14 protein-coding genes are annotated in these 18,327 nt (G+C 74.0%); 10 read left to right on the forward strand and 4 right to left on the reverse strand.

Annotated elements, in window-relative coordinates; translation table 11 throughout:
- Positions 1 to 28 precede the first annotated feature (28 nt).
- The 4 genes from ABTZ17_RS22280 to ABTZ17_RS22295 all read left to right on the forward strand — a co-directional run bounded on the left by ABTZ17_RS22280 (position 29) and on the right by ABTZ17_RS22295 (position 3,960).
- A complete protein-coding gene (locus tag ABTZ17_RS22280) occupies positions 29 to 1,324 on the forward strand; it encodes an NAD(P)-binding domain-containing protein (protein WP_352197429.1) in 1,296 nt (431 codons plus the stop codon).
- A gap of 84 nt (positions 1,325 to 1,408) precedes the next feature.
- Complete coding sequence (locus ABTZ17_RS22285; RefSeq protein WP_352197430.1) at positions 1,409 to 1,552, forward strand: hypothetical protein; 144 nt, start codon at positions 1,409 to 1,411, stop codon at positions 1,550 to 1,552.
- 55 nt (positions 1,553 to 1,607) lie between these two features.
- Positions 1,608 to 3,659: a SpoIIE family protein phosphatase gene (locus ABTZ17_RS22290; protein WP_352197431.1), complete on the forward strand. Its 2,052-nt coding sequence runs from the start codon at positions 1,608 to 1,610 to the stop codon at positions 3,657 to 3,659.
- Positions 3,660 to 3,729: 70 nt separating this feature from the next.
- The gene (locus tag ABTZ17_RS22295) at positions 3,730 to 3,960 is read left to right on the forward strand and encodes a hypothetical protein (RefSeq protein WP_352197432.1); all 231 of its coding nucleotides are present in this window, start codon (positions 3,730 to 3,732) and stop codon (positions 3,958 to 3,960) included.
- Positions 3,961 to 4,037: 77 nt separating this feature from the next.
- Here ABTZ17_RS22295 and ABTZ17_RS22300 read toward each other — a convergent pair whose 3' ends face one another.
- Positions 4,038 to 4,472 (reverse strand): DUF6299 family protein, encoded by a 435-nt coding sequence (locus tag ABTZ17_RS22300; protein ID WP_352197433.1) that lies wholly within the window; start codon positions 4,470 to 4,472, stop codon positions 4,038 to 4,040.
- Between the two features lie 160 nt (positions 4,473 to 4,632).
- Here ABTZ17_RS22300 and ABTZ17_RS22305 point away from each other — a divergent pair, with 160 nt between their 5' ends.
- Positions 4,633 to 5,241 carry a hypothetical protein gene (locus ABTZ17_RS22305; protein WP_352197434.1) on the forward strand — a complete coding sequence of 203 codons (609 nt, stop codon included), beginning with the start codon at positions 4,633 to 4,635 and terminating at the stop codon, positions 5,239 to 5,241.
- Positions 5,242 to 5,308: 67 nt separating this feature from the next.
- Positions 5,309 to 5,806, forward strand: a complete 498-nt coding sequence (locus ABTZ17_RS22310; RefSeq protein ID WP_352197435.1) for a DUF5949 family protein — start codon at positions 5,309 to 5,311, stop codon at positions 5,804 to 5,806.
- 141 nt (positions 5,807 to 5,947) lie between these two features.
- Here ABTZ17_RS22310 and ABTZ17_RS22315 read toward each other — a convergent pair whose 3' ends face one another.
- From ABTZ17_RS22315 to ABTZ17_RS22325, 3 genes are all read right to left on the reverse strand, one after another.
- Positions 5,948 to 7,231 (reverse strand): cytochrome P450, encoded by a 1,284-nt coding sequence (locus ABTZ17_RS22315; protein WP_352197436.1) that lies wholly within the window; start codon positions 7,229 to 7,231, stop codon positions 5,948 to 5,950.
- A gap of 158 nt (positions 7,232 to 7,389) precedes the next feature.
- Entirely contained in the window at positions 7,390 to 8,577 is a 1,188-nt protein-coding gene (locus ABTZ17_RS22320) for a low temperature requirement protein A (RefSeq protein ID WP_352197437.1), read from the reverse strand.
- A gap of 28 nt (positions 8,578 to 8,605) precedes the next feature.
- Positions 8,606 to 9,358, reverse strand: coding sequence for a sirohydrochlorin chelatase (locus tag ABTZ17_RS22325; protein WP_352197438.1), 753 nt, complete (start codon positions 9,356 to 9,358; stop codon positions 8,606 to 8,608).
- A gap of 310 nt (positions 9,359 to 9,668) precedes the next feature.
- On the opposite strand from ABTZ17_RS22325, the gene nirB reads away from it, so the two are divergent.
- The 4 genes from nirB (at position 9,669) to pflB (ending at position 18,254) form a co-directional block, all read left to right on the forward strand.
- A complete protein-coding gene (gene nirB / locus ABTZ17_RS22330; protein ID WP_352197439.1) occupies positions 9,669 to 12,470 on the forward strand; it encodes a nitrite reductase large subunit NirB in 2,802 nt (933 codons plus the stop codon).
- Positions 12,471 to 12,723: 253 nt separating this feature from the next.
- Entirely contained in the window at positions 12,724 to 14,154 is a 1,431-nt protein-coding gene (locus ABTZ17_RS22335; RefSeq protein WP_352197440.1) for a NarK family nitrate/nitrite MFS transporter, read from the forward strand.
- 203 nt (positions 14,155 to 14,357) lie between these two features.
- Positions 14,358 to 15,680 carry an anaerobic C4-dicarboxylate transporter family protein gene (locus tag ABTZ17_RS22340; protein ID WP_352197442.1) on the forward strand — a complete coding sequence of 441 codons (1,323 nt, stop codon included), beginning with the start codon at positions 14,358 to 14,360 and terminating at the stop codon, positions 15,678 to 15,680.
- Between the two features lie 303 nt (positions 15,681 to 15,983).
- Positions 15,984 to 18,254: a formate C-acetyltransferase gene (gene pflB / locus ABTZ17_RS22345; protein ID WP_352197441.1), complete on the forward strand. Its 2,271-nt coding sequence runs from the start codon at positions 15,984 to 15,986 to the stop codon at positions 18,252 to 18,254.
- The last annotated feature ends 73 nt before the right edge of the window (positions 18,255 to 18,327 follow it).

Genomic DNA, 18,327 nt, shown 5'->3' on the forward strand with positions numbered 1-18,327 from the left:
GGAACAGGGCGGAACAGGAAGGGCTTCCATGCAGCGCACCGAGGATCTCGTGGTGATCGGAGCCGGCCCGTACGGGCTCTCGGCGGGGGCGCACGCCGCCGCGGCGGGGCTGTCGGTGCGGGTGCTGGGCCGACCGATGGCCTCGTGGCGGGACCACATGCCCGAGGGCATGTTCCTCAAGTCGGAGCCGTGGTCCTCGAACCTGTCGGACCCGGCCGGCCGCTACACCCTGGCGGCGTACTGCGCTTCCCGGGGGCTGCCCGCGGAGCACGGCCGGCCGATGCAGATCGGCACCTACGGGGAGTACGGGCTGTGGTTCGCCCGGGAGGCCGGTCCGCCGGTGGAGGAGTGCACCGTGACCTCGGTGGCCCCGCACGGGGAGGGGTTCCGGATCCTGACGGCGGAGGGCTCGGAGCTGCTGGCGCGGGCCGTGGTGCTGGCGGTGGGGGTGATGCCCTTCACGCACTATCCGCGGGCCCTGCGGTCCCTGCCGGGCGGGCACGTCTCGCACAGCAGCGGGCACCGGGACCTGGGCCGGTTCGCCGGGGAGGACGTGGTGGTGGTCGGGGCCGGGCAGGCGGCGCTGGAGACGGCGGCGCTGCTGGCCGAGCGGGGGGCCCGGCCGCGGCTGGTGGCACGGGCCGGGCGGCTGTCGTGGAACACGCTGCCGCAGCCCCTGGAACGGCCGCTGCTGCGGGCGCTGCGCGAGCCGCACTCCGGGCTGGGCACGGGCTGGCGCAGCTGGGTGTGGTCGGAGCTGCCGTGGGCGGTGCGGCGGCTGCCCGCGGCCACGCGGGAGCGGATCGTGGCGACGGCGCTGGGTCCGGCGGGGGCCTGGTGGCTGCGGGAGCGGTTCGAGGAGCGGGTGCCCGTGCTGCTGGGGCACCGGCTGCGCCGTGCGGTGCCGCTGGACGGCGGCCGGACCCGGTTGGGGCTGTCGACGGCGGCGGGGGAGGAGGCGGTGCTGGAGGCCGACCACGTGATCGCCGCGACCGGGTTCCAGCCGGACCTGGACCGGCTGCGGATGCTGGACGCCGGGGTGCGGGACGGGCTGCGCCGGGTGGGTGGCGGCGGTTCGCCGGAGCTGAGCGCCGGTTTCGAGTCCTCGTACCCGGGCTTGTTCTTCGCGGGGCTGTTGACCGCTCCCTCATTCGGCCCTTCCATGCGATTCGTGCACGGTGCGGGCTTCGCGGCGGGGAGACTGGTGACAGGAGTCCTGCGGCGCCTCGGCGCCGCGGGGCGGCGGCCGGGCGCGTCCGGGCCCGGTCCGGTGGCCGGGAGCGGTGGGTCCGGTGCCGGGCATCCGAAGTCGTCCATGCGGTGAGAGGGGTCCGTGATGCATCCGGATCGGGCGCAGGGCCGGGGCTGGGTCCGCATTCCCGCGAGTCGCGGGGAGCGGCCGTCCGGGGTGGCGGGTGCCGCCCGGTCGGACCAGTCGGCGATCTATCTGTCCCTCGTCGAGCGCTGGCGGGAGGCCGGAAGGACCCTCCCCGGGCATCCTGACGAGGAGTGGGAGCGGCTGATCTCCCAGCCCTGCTGGCCCGGGCCCTGATCCCGCCGGTCCGGTGCCCCGCACCCTGTCCCAGCCGTCCGGAACGGAGGTCCCCATGAGCGAGGCGGAGCCCGAGATCGGGCCGGGCGCGCGGCTGGCCCTGAACCGCATGGGCAGCTTCGTGTGGGACCTCGACGACGGCTCGATGGAGCTGGACGCGGGCGGGATGGTGGTCTTCGACTTCGACCCGGGGGAGTTCGACGGCACCGCGGAGGGGCTGGGCCTGCGGGTGCCGGAGGAGGACGGGCAGCGGCTGGCGGCGGCGGTGGAGGCCGCGCTGGCCGCGGGGGAGGAGGCGTACGGCTCCTACTTCACGGTGCAGCGCCGCGACGGCGAGGAGCAGTGGACGCACACCCAGGGCCGGATCCTGCGGGACGGGGAGGGCCGGGGGCGGCGGATCGTGGGGATCGTCCGGGACGCCACGGCGGAGCTGGCGCACTCCACGCTGCTGAGGAAGCTGGAGGCGGCCCGGGCCAAGCAGACCACGATCGTGCAGCGGACCACGGAGGCGCTGTCCCGGGCGGTGACCGTGGACGACGTGACGGCCACGCTGACCGGGGCGGGGGCGCTGGAGCGGCTGGGCGCGGACGGGCTGGCGCTGGGGCTGGTCGAGAACGGCACCATGAAGATCATCGCGCTGAGCGGGGAGACCCTGGAGATCCTCGGGGAGCGGCGGTTCACCCGGATGGACGGACAGCTGCCGCTGTCGCACGCCGTGATCACCGGGCAGGCACGTTTCGTCACCTCCTTGGCCACGCTGGGCGAGGAGTTCCCGCTGCTCGGCCCCTACCTGGAGCGGATCGCGTTCGACGCGGCCGCCTACCTGCCGCTGATCGCCCAGGCCAAGGCCATCGGCGGGTTGGTGCTCTTCTACAAGCGGCGCACCGAGTTCAGCCCCGAGGAACGCAACCTCTGCCTGGGCCTCGCGGGCATCGTGGCCCAGTCCCTCCAACGGGCGCTCCTCTTCGACCAGGAGCGCGAGTTCGCCACCGGACTCCAGGCGGCCATGCTGCCCCGACGGATCCCGGAGATCACCGGAGGGGAGATCGCCGTCCGCTACCACTCGGCGTGGAGCGGCCGGGAGGTCGGCGGGGACTGGTACGACGTGATCGCCCTGCCCCGCGACCGGGTCGGCATCGTCGTCGGCGACGTCCAGGGCCACGACACCCACGCCGCCGCGATCATGGGGCAGCTGCGGATCGCGCTGCGCGCCTACGCGGGCGAGGGGCATCCGCCGTCCACGGTGCTGGCCCGGGCCTCCCGCTTCCTCGCCGAGCTGGACACCGAACGCTTCGCCACCTGCACCTACGCCCAGGTGGACCTGGAGACGGGCGGGGTGCGGGCGGTCCGCGCCGGGCACCTGGGCCCGCTGATCCGGCACACCGACGGCCGGACCGGCTGGCCCAACCTGCGCGGTGGACTGCCCCTCGGCCTGGCCTCGGCCTTCGAACAGGAGGAGTTCCCGGAGACCCGGCTCGACCTGGTGCCCGGGGAGACCCTGGTGCTGTGCACGGACGGGCTCGTGGAGGAGCCGGGCACCGCCATCACCACCGGGATGGAGGCCCTGGCCCAGGCCGTCCGCAGCGGCCCGCAGGAGGCCGGGGCCCTCGCCGACCACCTCTCCGACCGCCTCTGGGAGCGCTGGGGCTCCGGGGACGACGTGGCCCTGCTGGTGCTGCGCAGGGCCCCGGACCCGGGCACCCACCGGGCGCCCCGCATCCACCAGTACGTCCACCAGGCCGATCCCGAGGGGCTCTCCGAGGCCCGCTACGCCCTGCGCCAGGCCCTGCGGGACTGGGGGGTGCCCCAGCTCGCCGACGACGTGGAACTCGCCGCCGGGGAGCTGCTCGTCAACGCCCTGCTGCACACGGACGGCGGAGCGGTGCTGACCATGGAGGTGCTGCCCGAGCCGGTCCGCCGGATCCGGCTGTGGGTGAAGGACCGTTCCAGCGTGTGGCCGCGCCGCCGGACGCCCGGAGAGGCCGCCACCACCGGGCGCGGGCTGCTCCTGGTGGACGCGCTGGCCACCCACTGGGGGGTGGAGTCCCGCGGCGACGGCAAGGCCGTGTGGTGCGAGTTCGAGGCCCCGAACCCCTCCGGAGGGTGAGCACGCGGTCACGTCCGGTTGTGGAAGCCGTCCCGCCGGGTGACCATCGCCCCATGGAAGGGAGTGCGCCATGCGGTGGATGACACGGGGGCGCGGGGCCGCCCCGGGGGCGGTGCGGGGGCTGGTGCTGCTCCTGCTGCTGGGCGGCTGCTGCGTGGCCGCCCCGCCGCTGCTCGCGGCCGGGCGGGAGCCCGCGCGGCAGCAGGCGGACCGGCATCCGGCGGAACGGGACCCCGGGGGCCCCGACTGCCGCTCGGCCGCGTTCCTGTCGGTGGTGGACCTGACCCCGGACTGCCGCTGACGGCCTACGGGTGACCGTTGCCGACTGCTGACGTCCCCGGGGGACGGCGCGCGCCGTCCCCCGGAGGGCGCGCCGTCTCAGGAGCGGGCGTCGTCGAGGTGCACCGGCTGCTCGTGGCCCGCCAGGGCGCGCGGCGAGGGCAGTCCGCCCTCCTCCTCCAGCGTCACCAGCCGGGCGTCCACCCGGGCCGGGCCGTCGTGGAAGCCCATCCGCAGGAACCGGTCCACCTGGCCGCTGCCGCGCCACTCGTGCCACTGTCCGTCGCACACGGCCTCGGTGCCGCCGAAGCCGACCCGCTTGCCGTCCTGGACGAGGCTGCTGGTCACGAAGACCCTCCGAGCGGGTGACGGCGCGTCACAGCGGTAGCCGCCGGAAAGAGTGAGCGTCCCGTCGTACGAGATGGTCGCCCGGTCTCGCACGGAGATGTCACCGTCGAAGTCCTGGGCGGAAGCCGCCGTACCGAAAAGGGCGGTCAGGGCCAGAGCGGTGGCGGCCACTGCGGGAATGCGCATGCTTTTCCTCCGGGATCGTGGGGGCGGCGGACACGGCCGCCGAACCGAATTGTGCTGATCGCGTGCGGTGAACTCACTCGCAGTCGCACGTGTCGTCGGGGGCATTCGTCCGGGCGCGCGTGAGGATGGCCGCACCCCGCACCGAAGGGACCCCCACCCCATGCGCCCCAGCCGTCGCTCCGCCACCGCCTCCCTCGCCCTGCTGCCCCTCCTCGTCCTCGGTTCCGCCGGCTGTCAGGCCCAGGGCTCCGCCCCCCAGACCCTGGGGCCGGCCCCGGTCGCCGCGGACCCGGCCCGCGACGACCGGCCGGCCGCCGAGCCCGCCCGGACGCCCGCCGGTCAGGCCCCGGCGGCCCGCGCCGCCCGCCTCGGAGACGCGGTCCACCTGCGCGGCAAGGGCATGGGGCAGCACCTGAAGGTGGTCCTGGACGCCGTGGTGGACCCGGCCGTCAGCGCCGACGCGGCCCGCGGACCCGCCGAGGGCAAGCGCTGGTTCGGCGCCGAGATGACCTTCGCGAGCGTGGGCGGGGCCTCCTACGGGGCGCTCGGCCGGATGTGGGCCGTCGACGGCGAGGGCCGCCGCCACCCCTCCGTGGCCACCGGGAAACTGACCACCGGCGACGCCCTCGTACCGCGCCCGCTGGCGGTCGGGGAACAGGCCGAAGGATGGGTCGTGTTCGAAATTCCGGAGAATGTGCGCATCGTTCAACTCCAGTACCGGGAGGCGAACACCCGGGCGAATGCGCCGGAGGGCTCCTGGCATATCTGAGTGCGCATAGCCCGAACCGGTGAACGCCCGTGAAAGGCTCCCGGAAAACACCACTAGGGTGCGGCGCATGACTTCGACTCAGACCGAATCCGCGTCCCGCGAGGCCCGCCTGGGCACCCTCTCCGTCCTGGCCTGGATCGGCGACCCCGAAGACGGCCACGACATCCCGTACCTCCTCGCCTACTCCCTCGGCGACGGCGAGGGCGGCCCCGCGGCCTCCGAGGGCGCGGCCCGCGAACTGCTCCAGCAGATCGGGCTGCGCATCGGCGAGGAGGTGCTCGACGGCACCACCGGCAGCGGCATCCCGATCACCATCCTGGTGGAGGCCGAGCAGGCGGTGCTCACCATGCCGGGCCTGAACGCCCAGTGCTCCGCCCCGCCGGAGTGGGTGCGCGCCGCCGAGGACTCCGGGCAGGTGTACTTCCTGTTCGCCACCCGCGCCTGGCCGGAGGCCGTCCCCGGCCGACCGGTGACCGCCGACATGCTCCAGGCGTTCGCGGGCAACGAGGCCAACCTGACCAGCAGCGCGCACATCGTGCTGCCCGTCACCAAGCTGCGCAAGTAGCGCGGGGCGCCGCCCCGTGCGAGGCGGCGCGACGCACCGCCCCCGCACGCCGGAGGCCGCCGGGCTCCCAGCCTGCCCGGCGGCCTCCGGTCACGTCCGGCTCCGGACCGGACCCCGCGCGGGGACCGGGCCCGGTCCGCGTCAGGGCGTGAAGGTGAACTTCAGCGAGCGGACCCGGTTGTCGAAGCTGGAGCCCGCCAGATCGGGCAGGCCCGTGGCCCGCAGGTCCCGGGGCCGGGTCAACAGCTCCCGGAACAGCGCCCTCATCTCCTGCCGGGCCAGGTGCGCCCCCAGGCAGTAGTGCGGGCCGCCGCCGCCGAAGCCCAGGTGCGGGTTGGGGTCGCGGGTGATGTCGAAGGCGTCCGGATCCGGCCCGAACACCGCCTCGTCGCGGTTGGCGGAGGCGTAGTACAACACCACCTTCTCGCCGGGCAGGAAGGTCCGTCCGCCCAGGAGGTGTTCGGCCCGGACCGTCCGGCGGAACTGGATGATGGGCGTGGAGTGCCGGATGATCTCGTCCACCGCCCCGTCCGCGTACCGGTCGAAGTCCCCGCGCCACAGTTCCCGTTGGTCCGGGTGGTCGGTGAGCAGGGTCAGCCCGTGGGTGAGGGCGTTGCGGGTGGTCTCCACCCCGGCCACCATCAGCAGCGAGAAGAAGGCGCCCAACTGGCGGGCCCCCAGGCCCCGGCCGTCCCCCTCGGCCCCGGCCGCGCCCGATCCGGGCAGTTCGGCACGGACCAGCGCCGAGATCAGGTCGTCGCCCGGGTTGCGGCGCCGCTCCCGGCCGATGCCCGCCACCATCCGTTGCATCCGGGCCAGGGCCCTCAGCCCCCGCCCCGGGATCCGGAGCCGGGCCGCCAGGCCCCGCTCCACCCCGATGTGCTCCGAGGCGTGGTTGACCCGGTCGGCGATCTCCGGCCGGTACCGCTCGGGGATGCCCATCATGTTGCAGATGACCTCCAGCGGGAGTCGGGAGGCCACCGCGGCGACGAACTCGTCGGGCCGCCGCTCCAGCATGTCGTCCACGATGCGTGCGGCCACCGCGTCGATGTCCCGCTCCGCCTCCGCCAACAGGCGGGGGGTGAAGGCCCGTTGCACGATCCGGCGGAGCCTGGCGTGGTCGGGGCCGTCGAGGTTGACCATCGAGTCCCCGAACAGGGCGCGGACCCAGCGGGCGGGCTCGGGCGTGGTCACCCCCGGGGCGCTCGCGAACACCTTCGGCAGTCGGCTGGCCTCCTGCACGTCCGCGTGCCGCACCAGCGCCCAGTGGCCCCGGCCGCGCCCCTCGTCGACGAACACCGGTCCGTCCAGGGCGCGCAGGCCGGCGAAGACGGCGAGGCGTTCGGTGGGCGGGCGGGTCCAGAAGGCCGGGTCCGCGAGCGCGGCCGCCCCGGCCGCCGCGGTTCCTTGTGCCGGGATCGTCATGGCCGCACCTCTTCCTGTCGCCGGGCGCCATCCTCAGTGCTGGAACGCGGCGGCGGGCGTCCCGGCGGACCCGGGGGCCCCGGATTCCCGCGAACGGGGGACGGGCGGCGGGTTTGCGGTTGACGCCCGGCCCGGACCGGGGCCGGCCGGGCAGGGGCTCAGCCCTCCCGGACCGGCTCCGGCACCGGCCCGGCGGAGGCGGGCGGGACCCGCTCCGACAGGACCACGCCCACCGCCACCGCGAGGGCCGCGACCAGCCCCGCCCACAGCACCGCCCGGCTCCCGGTGAAGGTGCAGGCGAGGATCGCCATGGCGGTCAGGGGCAGCACCAGCTGCTGGGCCGCGCCCCGCTTGAAGTGCCGCGAGTGCAGCAGCCACACCGACAGCAGGAACAGCGCCACCGGGATCGTCACCGCGGCGTTCGCCGCCGTGGTCGAGACGTGCGCCTTCCCCACGGCCTGCTCCACCACCACCTCGATGCCCGCCCCGATGGCCGCCGCCGAGCCGAGGATCACGTAGTGCCCGTACCCCCACGGGATCGCCTCGCGGTTGCTCGTGAGCCGCTCGTGGGCCGGTACCGCGAAGTAGATCCACCAGGCCGCGTACACCAGCAGCAGCCCGCCCGCCGCGATCGGCAGCAGCGTGCTCAGCTCCTCGTGCTCGTCCAGCGCGGACTGCACGCCCACGGTGGCCGCGGCGATGGTCTCGCCCAGCACGATGATGGTGAACAGGCCGTACCGCTCGGCGATGTGGTGCGGGTGCCAGGGGGTCTGGTGGCTCCGCTCGGCGATCATCGGCACCGACAGCTCGGCGAGCACCAGCACCAGGAACAGCCACTGCTTCGCCGAGTCGGGGGCCGCCAGCAGCGCCACCCAGCCGACCTGGCACACCAGCAGCCCCGCCGCGTACTTCAGGGCGCAGCTTCGCGCCGCCCCCTGCTCCCCGCGGGCCGCCCGCAGCCACTCCACGGTCAGCGCGAGGCGCATCAGCACGTAGCCGACGACGGCGACCGTCCAGTCCCCGTCATCGAAGGCGCGCGGGATGCCCGCCGAGTACACCAGCACGCCGGCGATCTGCACCAGGGTCATCACCCGGTACGGCACGTCGTCCACGTCGTAGGCGGAGGCGAACCAGGTGAAGTTCATCCAGGCCCACCACACGCCGAAGAACACGAAGAGGTACCCGGTGATCCCGGACCCCGGATGACCCTCGGCGAGGGCGTGCACCAGCTGTCGGCCCGCCTGCGCCACGGCGACGACGAAGCAGAGGTCGAAGAACAGCTCCAGCGGGGTGGCCGCCCGGTGCGCCTCCTGACGGCTGCGCGCGGTCATCTGTCGGTACGCCATGCCCCCAGCACAGCACGGACGGCGGGAGTCAGCAGGCCGTGCGGGTCCCGGGCAGGGCCGCCCGGGTGTCCGCGGCCGCCCGGGCGTCCTCCGCCGCCCGGTGGCGGGCCAGCACCAGCCGGGCCACCCGCGGGTGGTCCGCGAGCGGCTCCGTGACCGTCCAGGCCCCGGCGTCGGCCAGGAAGCGGGTGAAGCGGCCCGGGGCCAGCAGGTGCGCGGCCACCGCGATCCGCCGGTGCCCGGCGGCCCGGAGCTCCGCCAGGGCCTCCGGCACGGTGGGCGCGGCGGAGGTCAGGTAGGCCGTGCGGACCGGTACGGGGGCGGTGCCGGGGCCGCCGGCGGAGGCGGCGAGGAGGGCCGCCAGCCGGGTGGCGGCGTCCTCGGTGCCGGTGTTGCCGCCGGGCCGGGAGGAGCCCGCCCCGGCCACCAGCACGGCGTCCGCGCGGGCCGACGGGTCCGCGGCGCGCTCGGCCGCGCGGAGCCGCCCGTAGAGGGCCGCCGCGATGTCCGGCTCCCCGCTGAGTCCGGCGGTGAGGGCGCAGCCGGTGCCGTCGAGGACGGCGGGGATGTCCACGGTCCGGTGGTAGCCGTCGCCCAGCAGCAGCGGCACCACCACCGCGCCGGGACGCGCGCGCACCACCTCGGCCAGGGAGGGCCGCTGCACGTCGAGGTGGCCCACCAGGACCGGGGTGCCGCCGGTGGTCCGCAGCGTGCGGACCAGGCGCCCGATGACGGCGGCGGCCGCGGGATCGGCACTGCCGTGGACGGCGAGGACGAGCATCGGGATGCCTTCCGGTTCGGGATGCCTTCCGGTACGGCTCCGGGGCCGGGCGGCGCCCCGGGCGGGCGCGGCGCCGACGGGGCGGCCGGGGCGCGGGCGGGGCTCCCCCGGTACGAGGGGGCCCCTCCTCCCACGGTAGGCCCGTCCCGGCCCCGGCGGGCCCGGACCGAGGGCCCGCCCGCAGGGCCGCAGGTCCCCTCCGGAAGGGGGCCCAGGGCCCGCCCGCGAGGGCCGTTCTCCGCGCCCCGGGCCGGTGCCGCGGTCCTACCGTCGGAAGGGCAGGCAACGCGAGACGCATCGGAGCGGACCCATGGCGCAGACGCTGGTAGTGATCGGTCACGGCATGGTGGGGCACCGCCTGCTGGAGGCGCTCGCCGAGCGCGACGCCTTCGCCGACCCGGAACGGCCCGGGGCCGGCGGCTGGCGGGCCGTGGTCCTCGCCGAGGAGACCCGCCCCGCCTACGACCGGGTGCACCTCTCCGCCGCCTTCACCGGCACCGCCCCCGAGGAGCTGTCGCTGTGCCCGCCCGGCTTCACCGAGCGGCACGGCATCGACCTGCGGCTCGGCGACCCCGCCACGCACCTCGACACCGCCGCCCGCACCGTCACCACCGCCTCCGGGCACGTGGTCGGCTACGACGCGCTGGTGCTGGCCACCGGCTCCTACCCCTTCGTGCCGCCCGTGGAGGGCGCCGACGCCGAGGGCTGCTTCACCTACCGCACCCTCGACGACGTCGCGGCCCTCACCGACTACGCGGCCCGCGCCCGCACCGGCGTGGTCATCGGCGGCGGACTCCTCGGCCTGGAGGCCGCGGGCGCCCTGCGCACCCTCGGCCTGACCACGCACGTGGTGGAGTTCGCCCCCCGCCTGATGCCCCTCCAGGTGGACGACGGCGGGGCCGCGGCCCTGCGCGCCACCATCGAGTCCATGGGCGTGGCCGTGCACACCGGCGTCGGCGCGGCGGGCGTCGAGGCCGACGCGGACGGCAGGGCCCGGGCCCTGCGGCTCACCGACGGCCAGGAGGTCAAGGCCGACCTGGTGGTCTTCTCCGCCGGGGTGCGGCCCCGGGACCGGCTGGCCCGGGAGGGCGGCATCGCCGTCGGCGACCGCGGCGGCGTGGCCGTGGACGCCCACTGCCGCACCAGCGACCCGTACGTGTACGCCATCGGCGAGTGCGCGCAGACCGTGGACGGCCGGGTCTACGGGCTCGTCGCGCCCGGCTACCAGATGGCCGAGACCGTGGCCGACGCCCTCGCCGGCCCCGGCGGCACCGTCTTCACCGGCGCCGACACCTCCACCAAGCTGAAGCTGATGGGCGCCGACGTGGCCTCCTTCGGCGACCCCTTCGCCCCCGAGGGCCGGGACGGGGCCGTCTCCGTGGTCTTCTCCGACGCCCGCGAGGGCGTCTACAAGAAGCTGCTGCTCGGCCCGGACGGCGCCCTGCTCGGCGGGATCCTGGTCGGGGACGCCGCCGCCTACGGCTCCCTGAAGCCGCACGCCGGACGGCAACTCCCGGCACCCCCCGAGGCGTTCATCCTGCCCGCCACGGACGGGGCGGCCCTGCCCGGCGCCGACGCGCTGCCCGACGACGCCGTGGTGTGCAGCTGCCACAACGTCACCAAGGCGCAGGTCGTCACGGCCGTCACCGAGGAGTCGCTGACCGATGTCGGCGGCATCAAGAAGTGCACGAAGGCGGGCACCGGCTGCGGCGGCTGCCTGGGCACCCTCCAGGCCGTCCTCGACGCCGAACTCGCCGCGGCCGGCATCGAGAAGCCGCGGGGCCTGTGCGAGCACTTCGCGCTGACCCGCGCCGAGATCTACGAGGCCGTCCGCACCGAGGGCATCCGCTCCTTCGCGGAGCTCCTGGAGCGCCACGGCTCCGGCGGCGAGGGCTGCGCCGTCTGCAAGCCGGTGGCCGCGAACGTGCTCGGCAGCCTCGCCCCCGAACTGGGCCTGCGGCACATCCTGGAGGGGGAGCAGGCTGCCCTCCAGGACTCCAACGACCTCTTCCTCGCCAACATCCAGAAGGACGGCACCTATTCGGTGGTCCCGCGCGTCGCGGGCGGCGAGATCAGCCCCGAGCAGGTCATCGCCCTGGGCGAGGTGGCCCGGGACTACGGCCTCTACACCAAGATCACCGGAGCCCAGCGGATCGGACTCTACGGGGCCCGCGCCGAGCAGCTCCCCGACATCTGGCGCCGCCTGGGCGGGGCCGGCTTCGAATCGGGGCAGGCGTACGGCAAGTCCCTCCGCGCGGTGAAGTCCTGCGTGGGCTCCCGCTTCTGCCGCTTCGGGCAGGGCGACTCGATCGGGCTGGCCGTCACGCTGGAGCTGCGCTACCGGGGCCTGCGCACCCCCCACAAGTTCAAGGGCGGGGTCTCGGGCTGCCTGCGCGAGTGCGCCGAGGCCCGCGGCAAGGACATCGGGGTCATCGCCACCGCCAACGGCTGGAACCTGTACGTCGGCGGCAACGGCGGGACCACCCCGCGCCACGCGGACCTGCTCGCCTCCGACCTGTCCACGGAGGAGCTGATCGCGCTGACCGACCGCTTCCTCATGTACTACGTCCGGACCGGGGAGCGCCTGGAGCGGACGGCGGCCTGGGTGGAGCGGCTGGGCGGCTCCGGAGCCGGCCTCGCGCACCTGCGCGAGGTGCTCGTCGAGGACTCGCTGGGCCTGTGCGCCGAGCTGGAGGCCCAGATGGAGCGGCACGTGGCCGCCTACCAGGACGAGTGGCAGGCCGTCCTGGAGGACCCGGCGGCGCTGGAGCGCTTCGGGCCCGTGGACCTCGGCTCGGTGGACTTCGGGGCGGACCCGGCGGCCTCGCGGGCCGCGGTCGCCGCCGCCCTGGAGCCCGGCCGGGGCCGGGCCGCCGTCCTGGCGGACGGCTCCGAGGCGGCGGTCTTCAAGGACCGGGCCGGCGAGGTGTACGCGGTCGGCAACCGCGACCCCTTCACCGGGGCCGACGTGATCGCGCACGGGATCATGGGCTCCGTGGACGGGGTGCCCGTGGTGGCCTCGCCCCTGCACAAGCAGGTCTTCGACCTGCGGACCGGGGTCTGCCTGGACGACCCCGAGGTCTCCCTGCCGGTGGTGGAGGTCGGCTCCTGACCCCCCGGAGCCGTCGCCCCTGAACCCTCCGCAGCCTTCGTGGTCTCCGTAACCTTCGCAGTCTCCCGCCCCGGTGCCGCGCCCCCCGCGCGTCGCCGGGGCGCGGCGCAAGGTCCCGCACCCGGGCCGCCGAACGCACCCCGGCGGCCGGGACCTTGGGCCGTGATCCCGGGTGCCTTCGGCTCTGCCGCGGGCCCCCGCCGCGGCGAATCCTGGATATGTCAGGACCCGTCTCGAAGTTCAGGACACTGCCATGAGCTCCGCCAGTTCCGCCCCGCAGGACACGCGTCCGGCCAGAAGCCGCAGCGCGGTGCCGGACCCTGAGCAGTACCGCCCCGGCCGCACGATCACCGACTGGGCTCCGGAGGACCCGGCCTTCTGGCGCTCCACCGGCAAGAAGGTGGCCACCCGGAACCTGTGGATCGCCGTCCCCGCCCTGCTGGTCGCCTTCGTGGTGTGGCAGGTCTGGAGCATCACGGCGACCAACCTCAAGGACGTCGGCTTCGGCTTCAGCCAGTCGCAGCTGTTCTGGCTGACCGCCGTGCCCGGCCTCACCGGCGGCACCGCCCGGATCTTCTACACCTTCCTCGGCCCGCGGATCGGCCAGCGGCGGTTCACCGCCCTGTCCACCGTGGTGCTGATCGTCCCGCTGCTGTGGCTGGGCTTCGCCGTCCAGAACCCGGACACCCCCTACGGGGTCCTGATCGCCATCGCCGCGCTCTGCGGCATCGGCGGCGCCAACTTCTCCTCCTCGCTGGCGAACATCGGCTTCTTCTACCCCAAGCAGGAGAAGGGCAACGCCACCGGCATCAACGGCGGTCTGGGCAACCTGGGCGTTTCCGTGGTGCAGCTGCTCACCCCGATCCTGATCACCAGCTCCGTGCTGGCCATCGGCGCCGGTCAGACGAAGAAGGACGGCTCGGAGATCTACCTCCAGAACGCCGCCTTCGTGTGGGTGCCGGTGCTGATCGTGCTGGCGCTGGTCTCCTGGTTCGGGCAGAACGACCTCAAGGTGGCCTCCACCCCCTTCAGCCAGCAGAAGATCATCTTCAAGCGCAAGCACAACTGGGTGATGACCTGGCTGTACGTGGGCACCTTCGGCTCCTTCATCGGCTTCGCCGCGGCCCTCCCGCTGCTGATCAAGACCACGTTCCCGGACTACTCCGTGGCCACCTACGCCTGGATGGGCCCCGCCCTCGGCGCCCTGGCCCGCTGGGCCGGCGGCTGGATCGCGGACAAGCTCGGCGGCGCCCGGGTCACCATCCTGTCCTTCGTCGGCATGGCCGCCGCCATCATCGGAGTGATCAACTTCCTGCCCTCGGGCTCTTCCTCCGGTGAGTTCTACGGCTTCTTCGCCTGCTTCCTCGCCGCCTTCTTCTTCTCCGGCATCGGCAACGGCTCCACCTTCCGCCAGATCCCGGTGATCTTCCGGGGGCAGCACCTGAAGGGCCTCACCGAGGGCACCCCGGAGTACGCGGCCGCCCTGAAGCAGGCCGAGATCGAGTCCGGCGCGGTCACCGGCTTCACCGCCGCCATCGCCGCCTACGGCTTCTTCTTCATCCCGGCGATGTTCGCCAACTTCGCGGTGACCAGCGCGATGTGGGGCTTCGTGGGCTTCTACGCCAGCTGCGTGGTCGTGGCCTGGTGGTTCTACGCCCGCAAGAACGCCGAAGCGCCCAGCTGATCCCACCGCCGGACCGACCCTTCCCCCCTCAGCCAGCCCCGGGGCCCGGACCTGAACGGGCCCCGGGGCTTTCCCCTGCCCCCGCGGCGGCCGTACGAACGGCCACTCCGCCCGGGCTCCCGCGGTGGCCGTACGACCCGCCGCTCCGCCACCCGCGCCCCGCCCCGTCCCGCCCCGTCCGGAAGGACACCCCCGTGCTCGGCATGTTCCTCCAGCTCGCCGTGATGATGGCCGCCATCGCGCTCGGCTCCCGCAAGGGCGGCGTGGCCATGGGGCTCTGGGGGGCCGTGGGCGTGTTCGTCCTGGCAGCCGTCTTCGGGGTGGCCCCCGCCGACACCTCCGGCATCGTGGACGTGATGCTGATCATCCTGGCGGTGATCATGGCGGCCGCCGCGATGGAGGCCGCCGGCGGCGTCTCCTGGCTGGTGGGGTCGGCCGAGCGGGCCATCCGCAGCAGCCCGCGACGGGTCACCCTGATCGCCCCGCTCGTCTCGTGGGCCTTCACCCTCGGCGCGGGCACCGCGCACGTCTTCTACCCCCTGCTGCCCGTCATCCACGACGTGGCCCGGGAGGGCGGGGTGCGCCCGGAGCGCCCCCTCGCGGTCTCCTCCGTGGCCGCCACCGTGGGCATCACCGCCTCGCCGGTCTCCGCCGCCATGGCCGCGATGATCGTGATGTTCGACGGGGACGGCTGGAACCTGCCCCGGATCATGGCCGTGGCGGTGCCCGCCACCCTGCTCGGGGTGCTCGTCGCCGCCGCCGTGCAGTCCCGGGTCGGTCGGGAGCTGGACCGCGACCCCGAGTACCTGCGCCGGCTGGCCGCCGGGGAGATCGCCCCGCCCGGCGCTCCGACCGGAGGCGGTGACGGCCCGGCCGCCGGCGGAGCCGGACCCCGGGCCCGCCGGTCCGCGCTGCTCTTCCTCGGCGGCACCCTGGCCGTGGTCGTCAGCGGCCTCTTCCCCGGACTGCGCCCGCACACCGCCGCCGGACCGCTCCCCATGCCCGCCGCCATCGAGATCCTGATGATGGCCGTGGCCGCGCTGATCCTCCTGCTGTGCCGGGTCGACGCCCGCAAGATGCCGGGCACCGAGGTGGCCCGCTCCGGCACCGTCGCGGTGATCGGGGTCTTCGGGCTGTCCTGGCTCGGCCTGACCTTCATCGGCGCCAACGAGCACCGCATCACCGAGGCGCTCGGCGGGGTGGCCCAGGGGCACCCGTGGTTCTTCGCGGTGATGCTGCTCCTGCTCTCCGCCCTGCTCTTCAGCCAGGCCACCACCACCAAGGCCCTGATGCCGCTGGGCATCGCCCTGGGCATCCCGGCCCCGCTGCTCATCGCGATGTGGCCCGCGGTCAACGGCTACTTCCTGCTGCCCACCTACGGGACCTTCATCGCGGCGGTGAACTTCGACCGGACGGGCACCACCCGGGTGGGCGGCTTCGTGGTCGACCACTCCTTCATGCTCCCCGGGCTGGTGACCGTCGCGGTGTCGGTGGCGACCGGGTTCGCCCTGGTCCGGTTCGTCTGAGCCGCCCGCCGCCCGCCGCCCGCCGCCCGCCGCCCGCCGCCCGCCGCCCGCCGCCCGCCTCCCGCCGCCCGCCTCCCGCCGGGCGGTCGAGGGCTTGGGGCGAAGATCTTGTGAATGCATTCACAAGCGCACGACGGACCAAAGTCCCGCGAGGATCCGCAGGTCAGGACGGGGTTCGGGGCGGAACGCCGGGCCCCGCAGGGACCTTCGGGCGGCAGGTCGGGACCATCGCGGCCCCAAATGATCGATCAAAAGGAGTGCAATGGAGACAAGCGAAGAGGCGACTTGAATGAGGTGCCGGCGATGACTGCCACTCCCGCTGAAGCAACGAAGCACGGCGAGGCCTGGAAGGGCTTCAAGGGCGGACTCTGGCGGGATGCCATCGACGTCCGCGACTTCATCCAGCAGAACTACACCCCGTACGAGGGCGACGACTCCTTCCTCGCGGGCCCCACCGAGCGCACCAGCGCCGTGTGGAAGCTCATCACGGACAAGTTCCCGGAGGAGCGCGAGAAGGGCGTGTACGACATCGCCCACGACGTCCCCGCCACCATCACCGCCCACGCCCCCGGCTGGATCGACCGCGACAAGGACCTGATCGTCGGCCTCCAGACGGACGCCCCGCTCAAGCGCGCGATCATGCCCTACGGCGGCTGGCGGATGGTCGCCGGCGCCCTGGAGACCTACGGCTACCCCGTCTCCGCGGAGCTGGAGAAGGTCTTCACCGAGTACCGCAAGACCCACAACGCCGGTGTCTTCGACGCCTACACCCCCGAGATCCGGGCCGCCCGCAAGGCCGGCATCGTCACCGGCCTCCCCGACGCCTACGGCCGCGGCCGCATCATCGGCGACTACCGCCGCGTGGCCCTCTACGGCGTGGACCGCCTGATCGCGGTCAAGAAGGAGGAGAAGGCCGAGCTGGACGTCCTCCCCGCGGGCCACCGCTCCCTGGAGGAGACCATCCGGCTGCGCGAGGAGCTCTCCGAGCAGATGCGCGCCCTCGGCGAGCTGAAGGCCATGGCCGCCTCCTACGGCCAGGACATCTCCGGCCCGGCCACCACCGGCCGTGAGGCCATCCAGTGGCTGTACTTCGCCTACCTCGCCGCGGTGAAGGAGCAGAACGGCGCCGCCATGTCCCTGGGTCGCACCTCCACCTTCGTGGACGTCTACCTCCAGCGCGACATCGAGGCCGGGATCCTCACCGAGGAGCAGGCCCAGGAACTCGTCGACGACTTCATCATCAAGCTGCGGATCGTCCGCTTCCTGCGCACCCCCGAGTACGACGCCCTCTTCTCCGGCGACCCGACCTGGGTCACCGAGTCGATCGCGGGCATGGGCGAGGACGGCCGCCCGCTGGTCACCCGGACCTCCTTCCGCTACCTCCAGACCCTCTACAACCTCGGCCCGGCCCCCGAGCCGAACATGACCGTCTTCTGGTCCCCGCGGCTGCCCCAGGGCTTCAAGGAGTTCTGCGCCAAGGTCTCCATCGACACCTCCTCGGTGCAGTACGAGTCCGACGAGCTGATGCGCCCGCGCTTCGGCGACGACACCGCCATCGCCTGCTGCGTCTCGGCCATGCCCGTCGGCAAGCAGATGCAGTTCTTCGGCGCCCGCGTCAACGTCGCCAAGACCCTCCTCTACGCGATCAACGGCGGCCGGGACGAGAAGTCCGGCGCCCAGGTCGGCCCCGAGACCGGTGCCGTCACCGCCGAGGTCCTCGACTACGACGAGGTCATGCGCAAGTTCGACGAGCAGATGGAATGGCTCGCGAACGTCTACGTGCACGCGCTCAACGTCATCCACTACATGCACGACCGGTACGCCTACGAGCGCATCGAGATGGCCCTCCACGACCGCGACGTGCGCCGCACCATGGCCTGCGGCATCGCCGGCCTCTCGGTCGCCGCCGACTCGCTGTCCGCCATCAAGTACGCCAAGGTCACCGCGCACCGCGACGAGACCGGCCTGGCCACCGACTACACCATCGAGGGCGACTACCCGGCCTTCGGCAACAACGACGACCGCGTCGACGACATGGCCGTCTGGATCGTCGAGGAGTTCATGAAGAAGGTGCGCAAGCACCCGACCTACCGCGACGCCGAGCACACCCAGTCGGTCCTGACCATCACCTCGAACGTGGTCTACGGCAAGAAGACCGGCAACACCCCCGACGGCCGCCGCGCCGGCGAGCCCTTCTCCCCGGGCGCCAACCCGATGAACGGCCGCGACACCCACGGCTACGTCACCTCGGCCCTCTCCGTGGCCAAGCTCCCCTACGAGGACGCCGAGGACGGCATCTCGCTGACCAACACCGTCACTCCCGACGGCCTGGGCCGCACCCCCGAGGAGCGGATCAAGAACCTGGCGGGCGTCCTCGACGGCTACATGGCCAGCGACGGCTTCCACATGAACGTCAACGTCCTCAACCGCGAGGTCCTCAAGGACGCCATGGAGCACCCGGAGAACTACCCGCAGCTCACCATCCGCGTCAGCGGCTACGCGGTGAACTTCGTCCGGCTGACCCGCGAGCAGCAGCTCGACGTCCTCAACCGCACCTTCCACGGCGCGCTCTGACCGGCCCGCCCCGCCCCGGCCCCCCGACGACCGGGCCGACCGCACACCCATCCCGCCCCCCACCCCACGAGCG

It is taken from the genome of Streptomyces sp. NPDC097619, from assembly GCF_040302735.1.
Classification (GTDB): Bacteria; Actinomycetota; Actinomycetes; order Streptomycetales; family Streptomycetaceae; genus Streptomyces.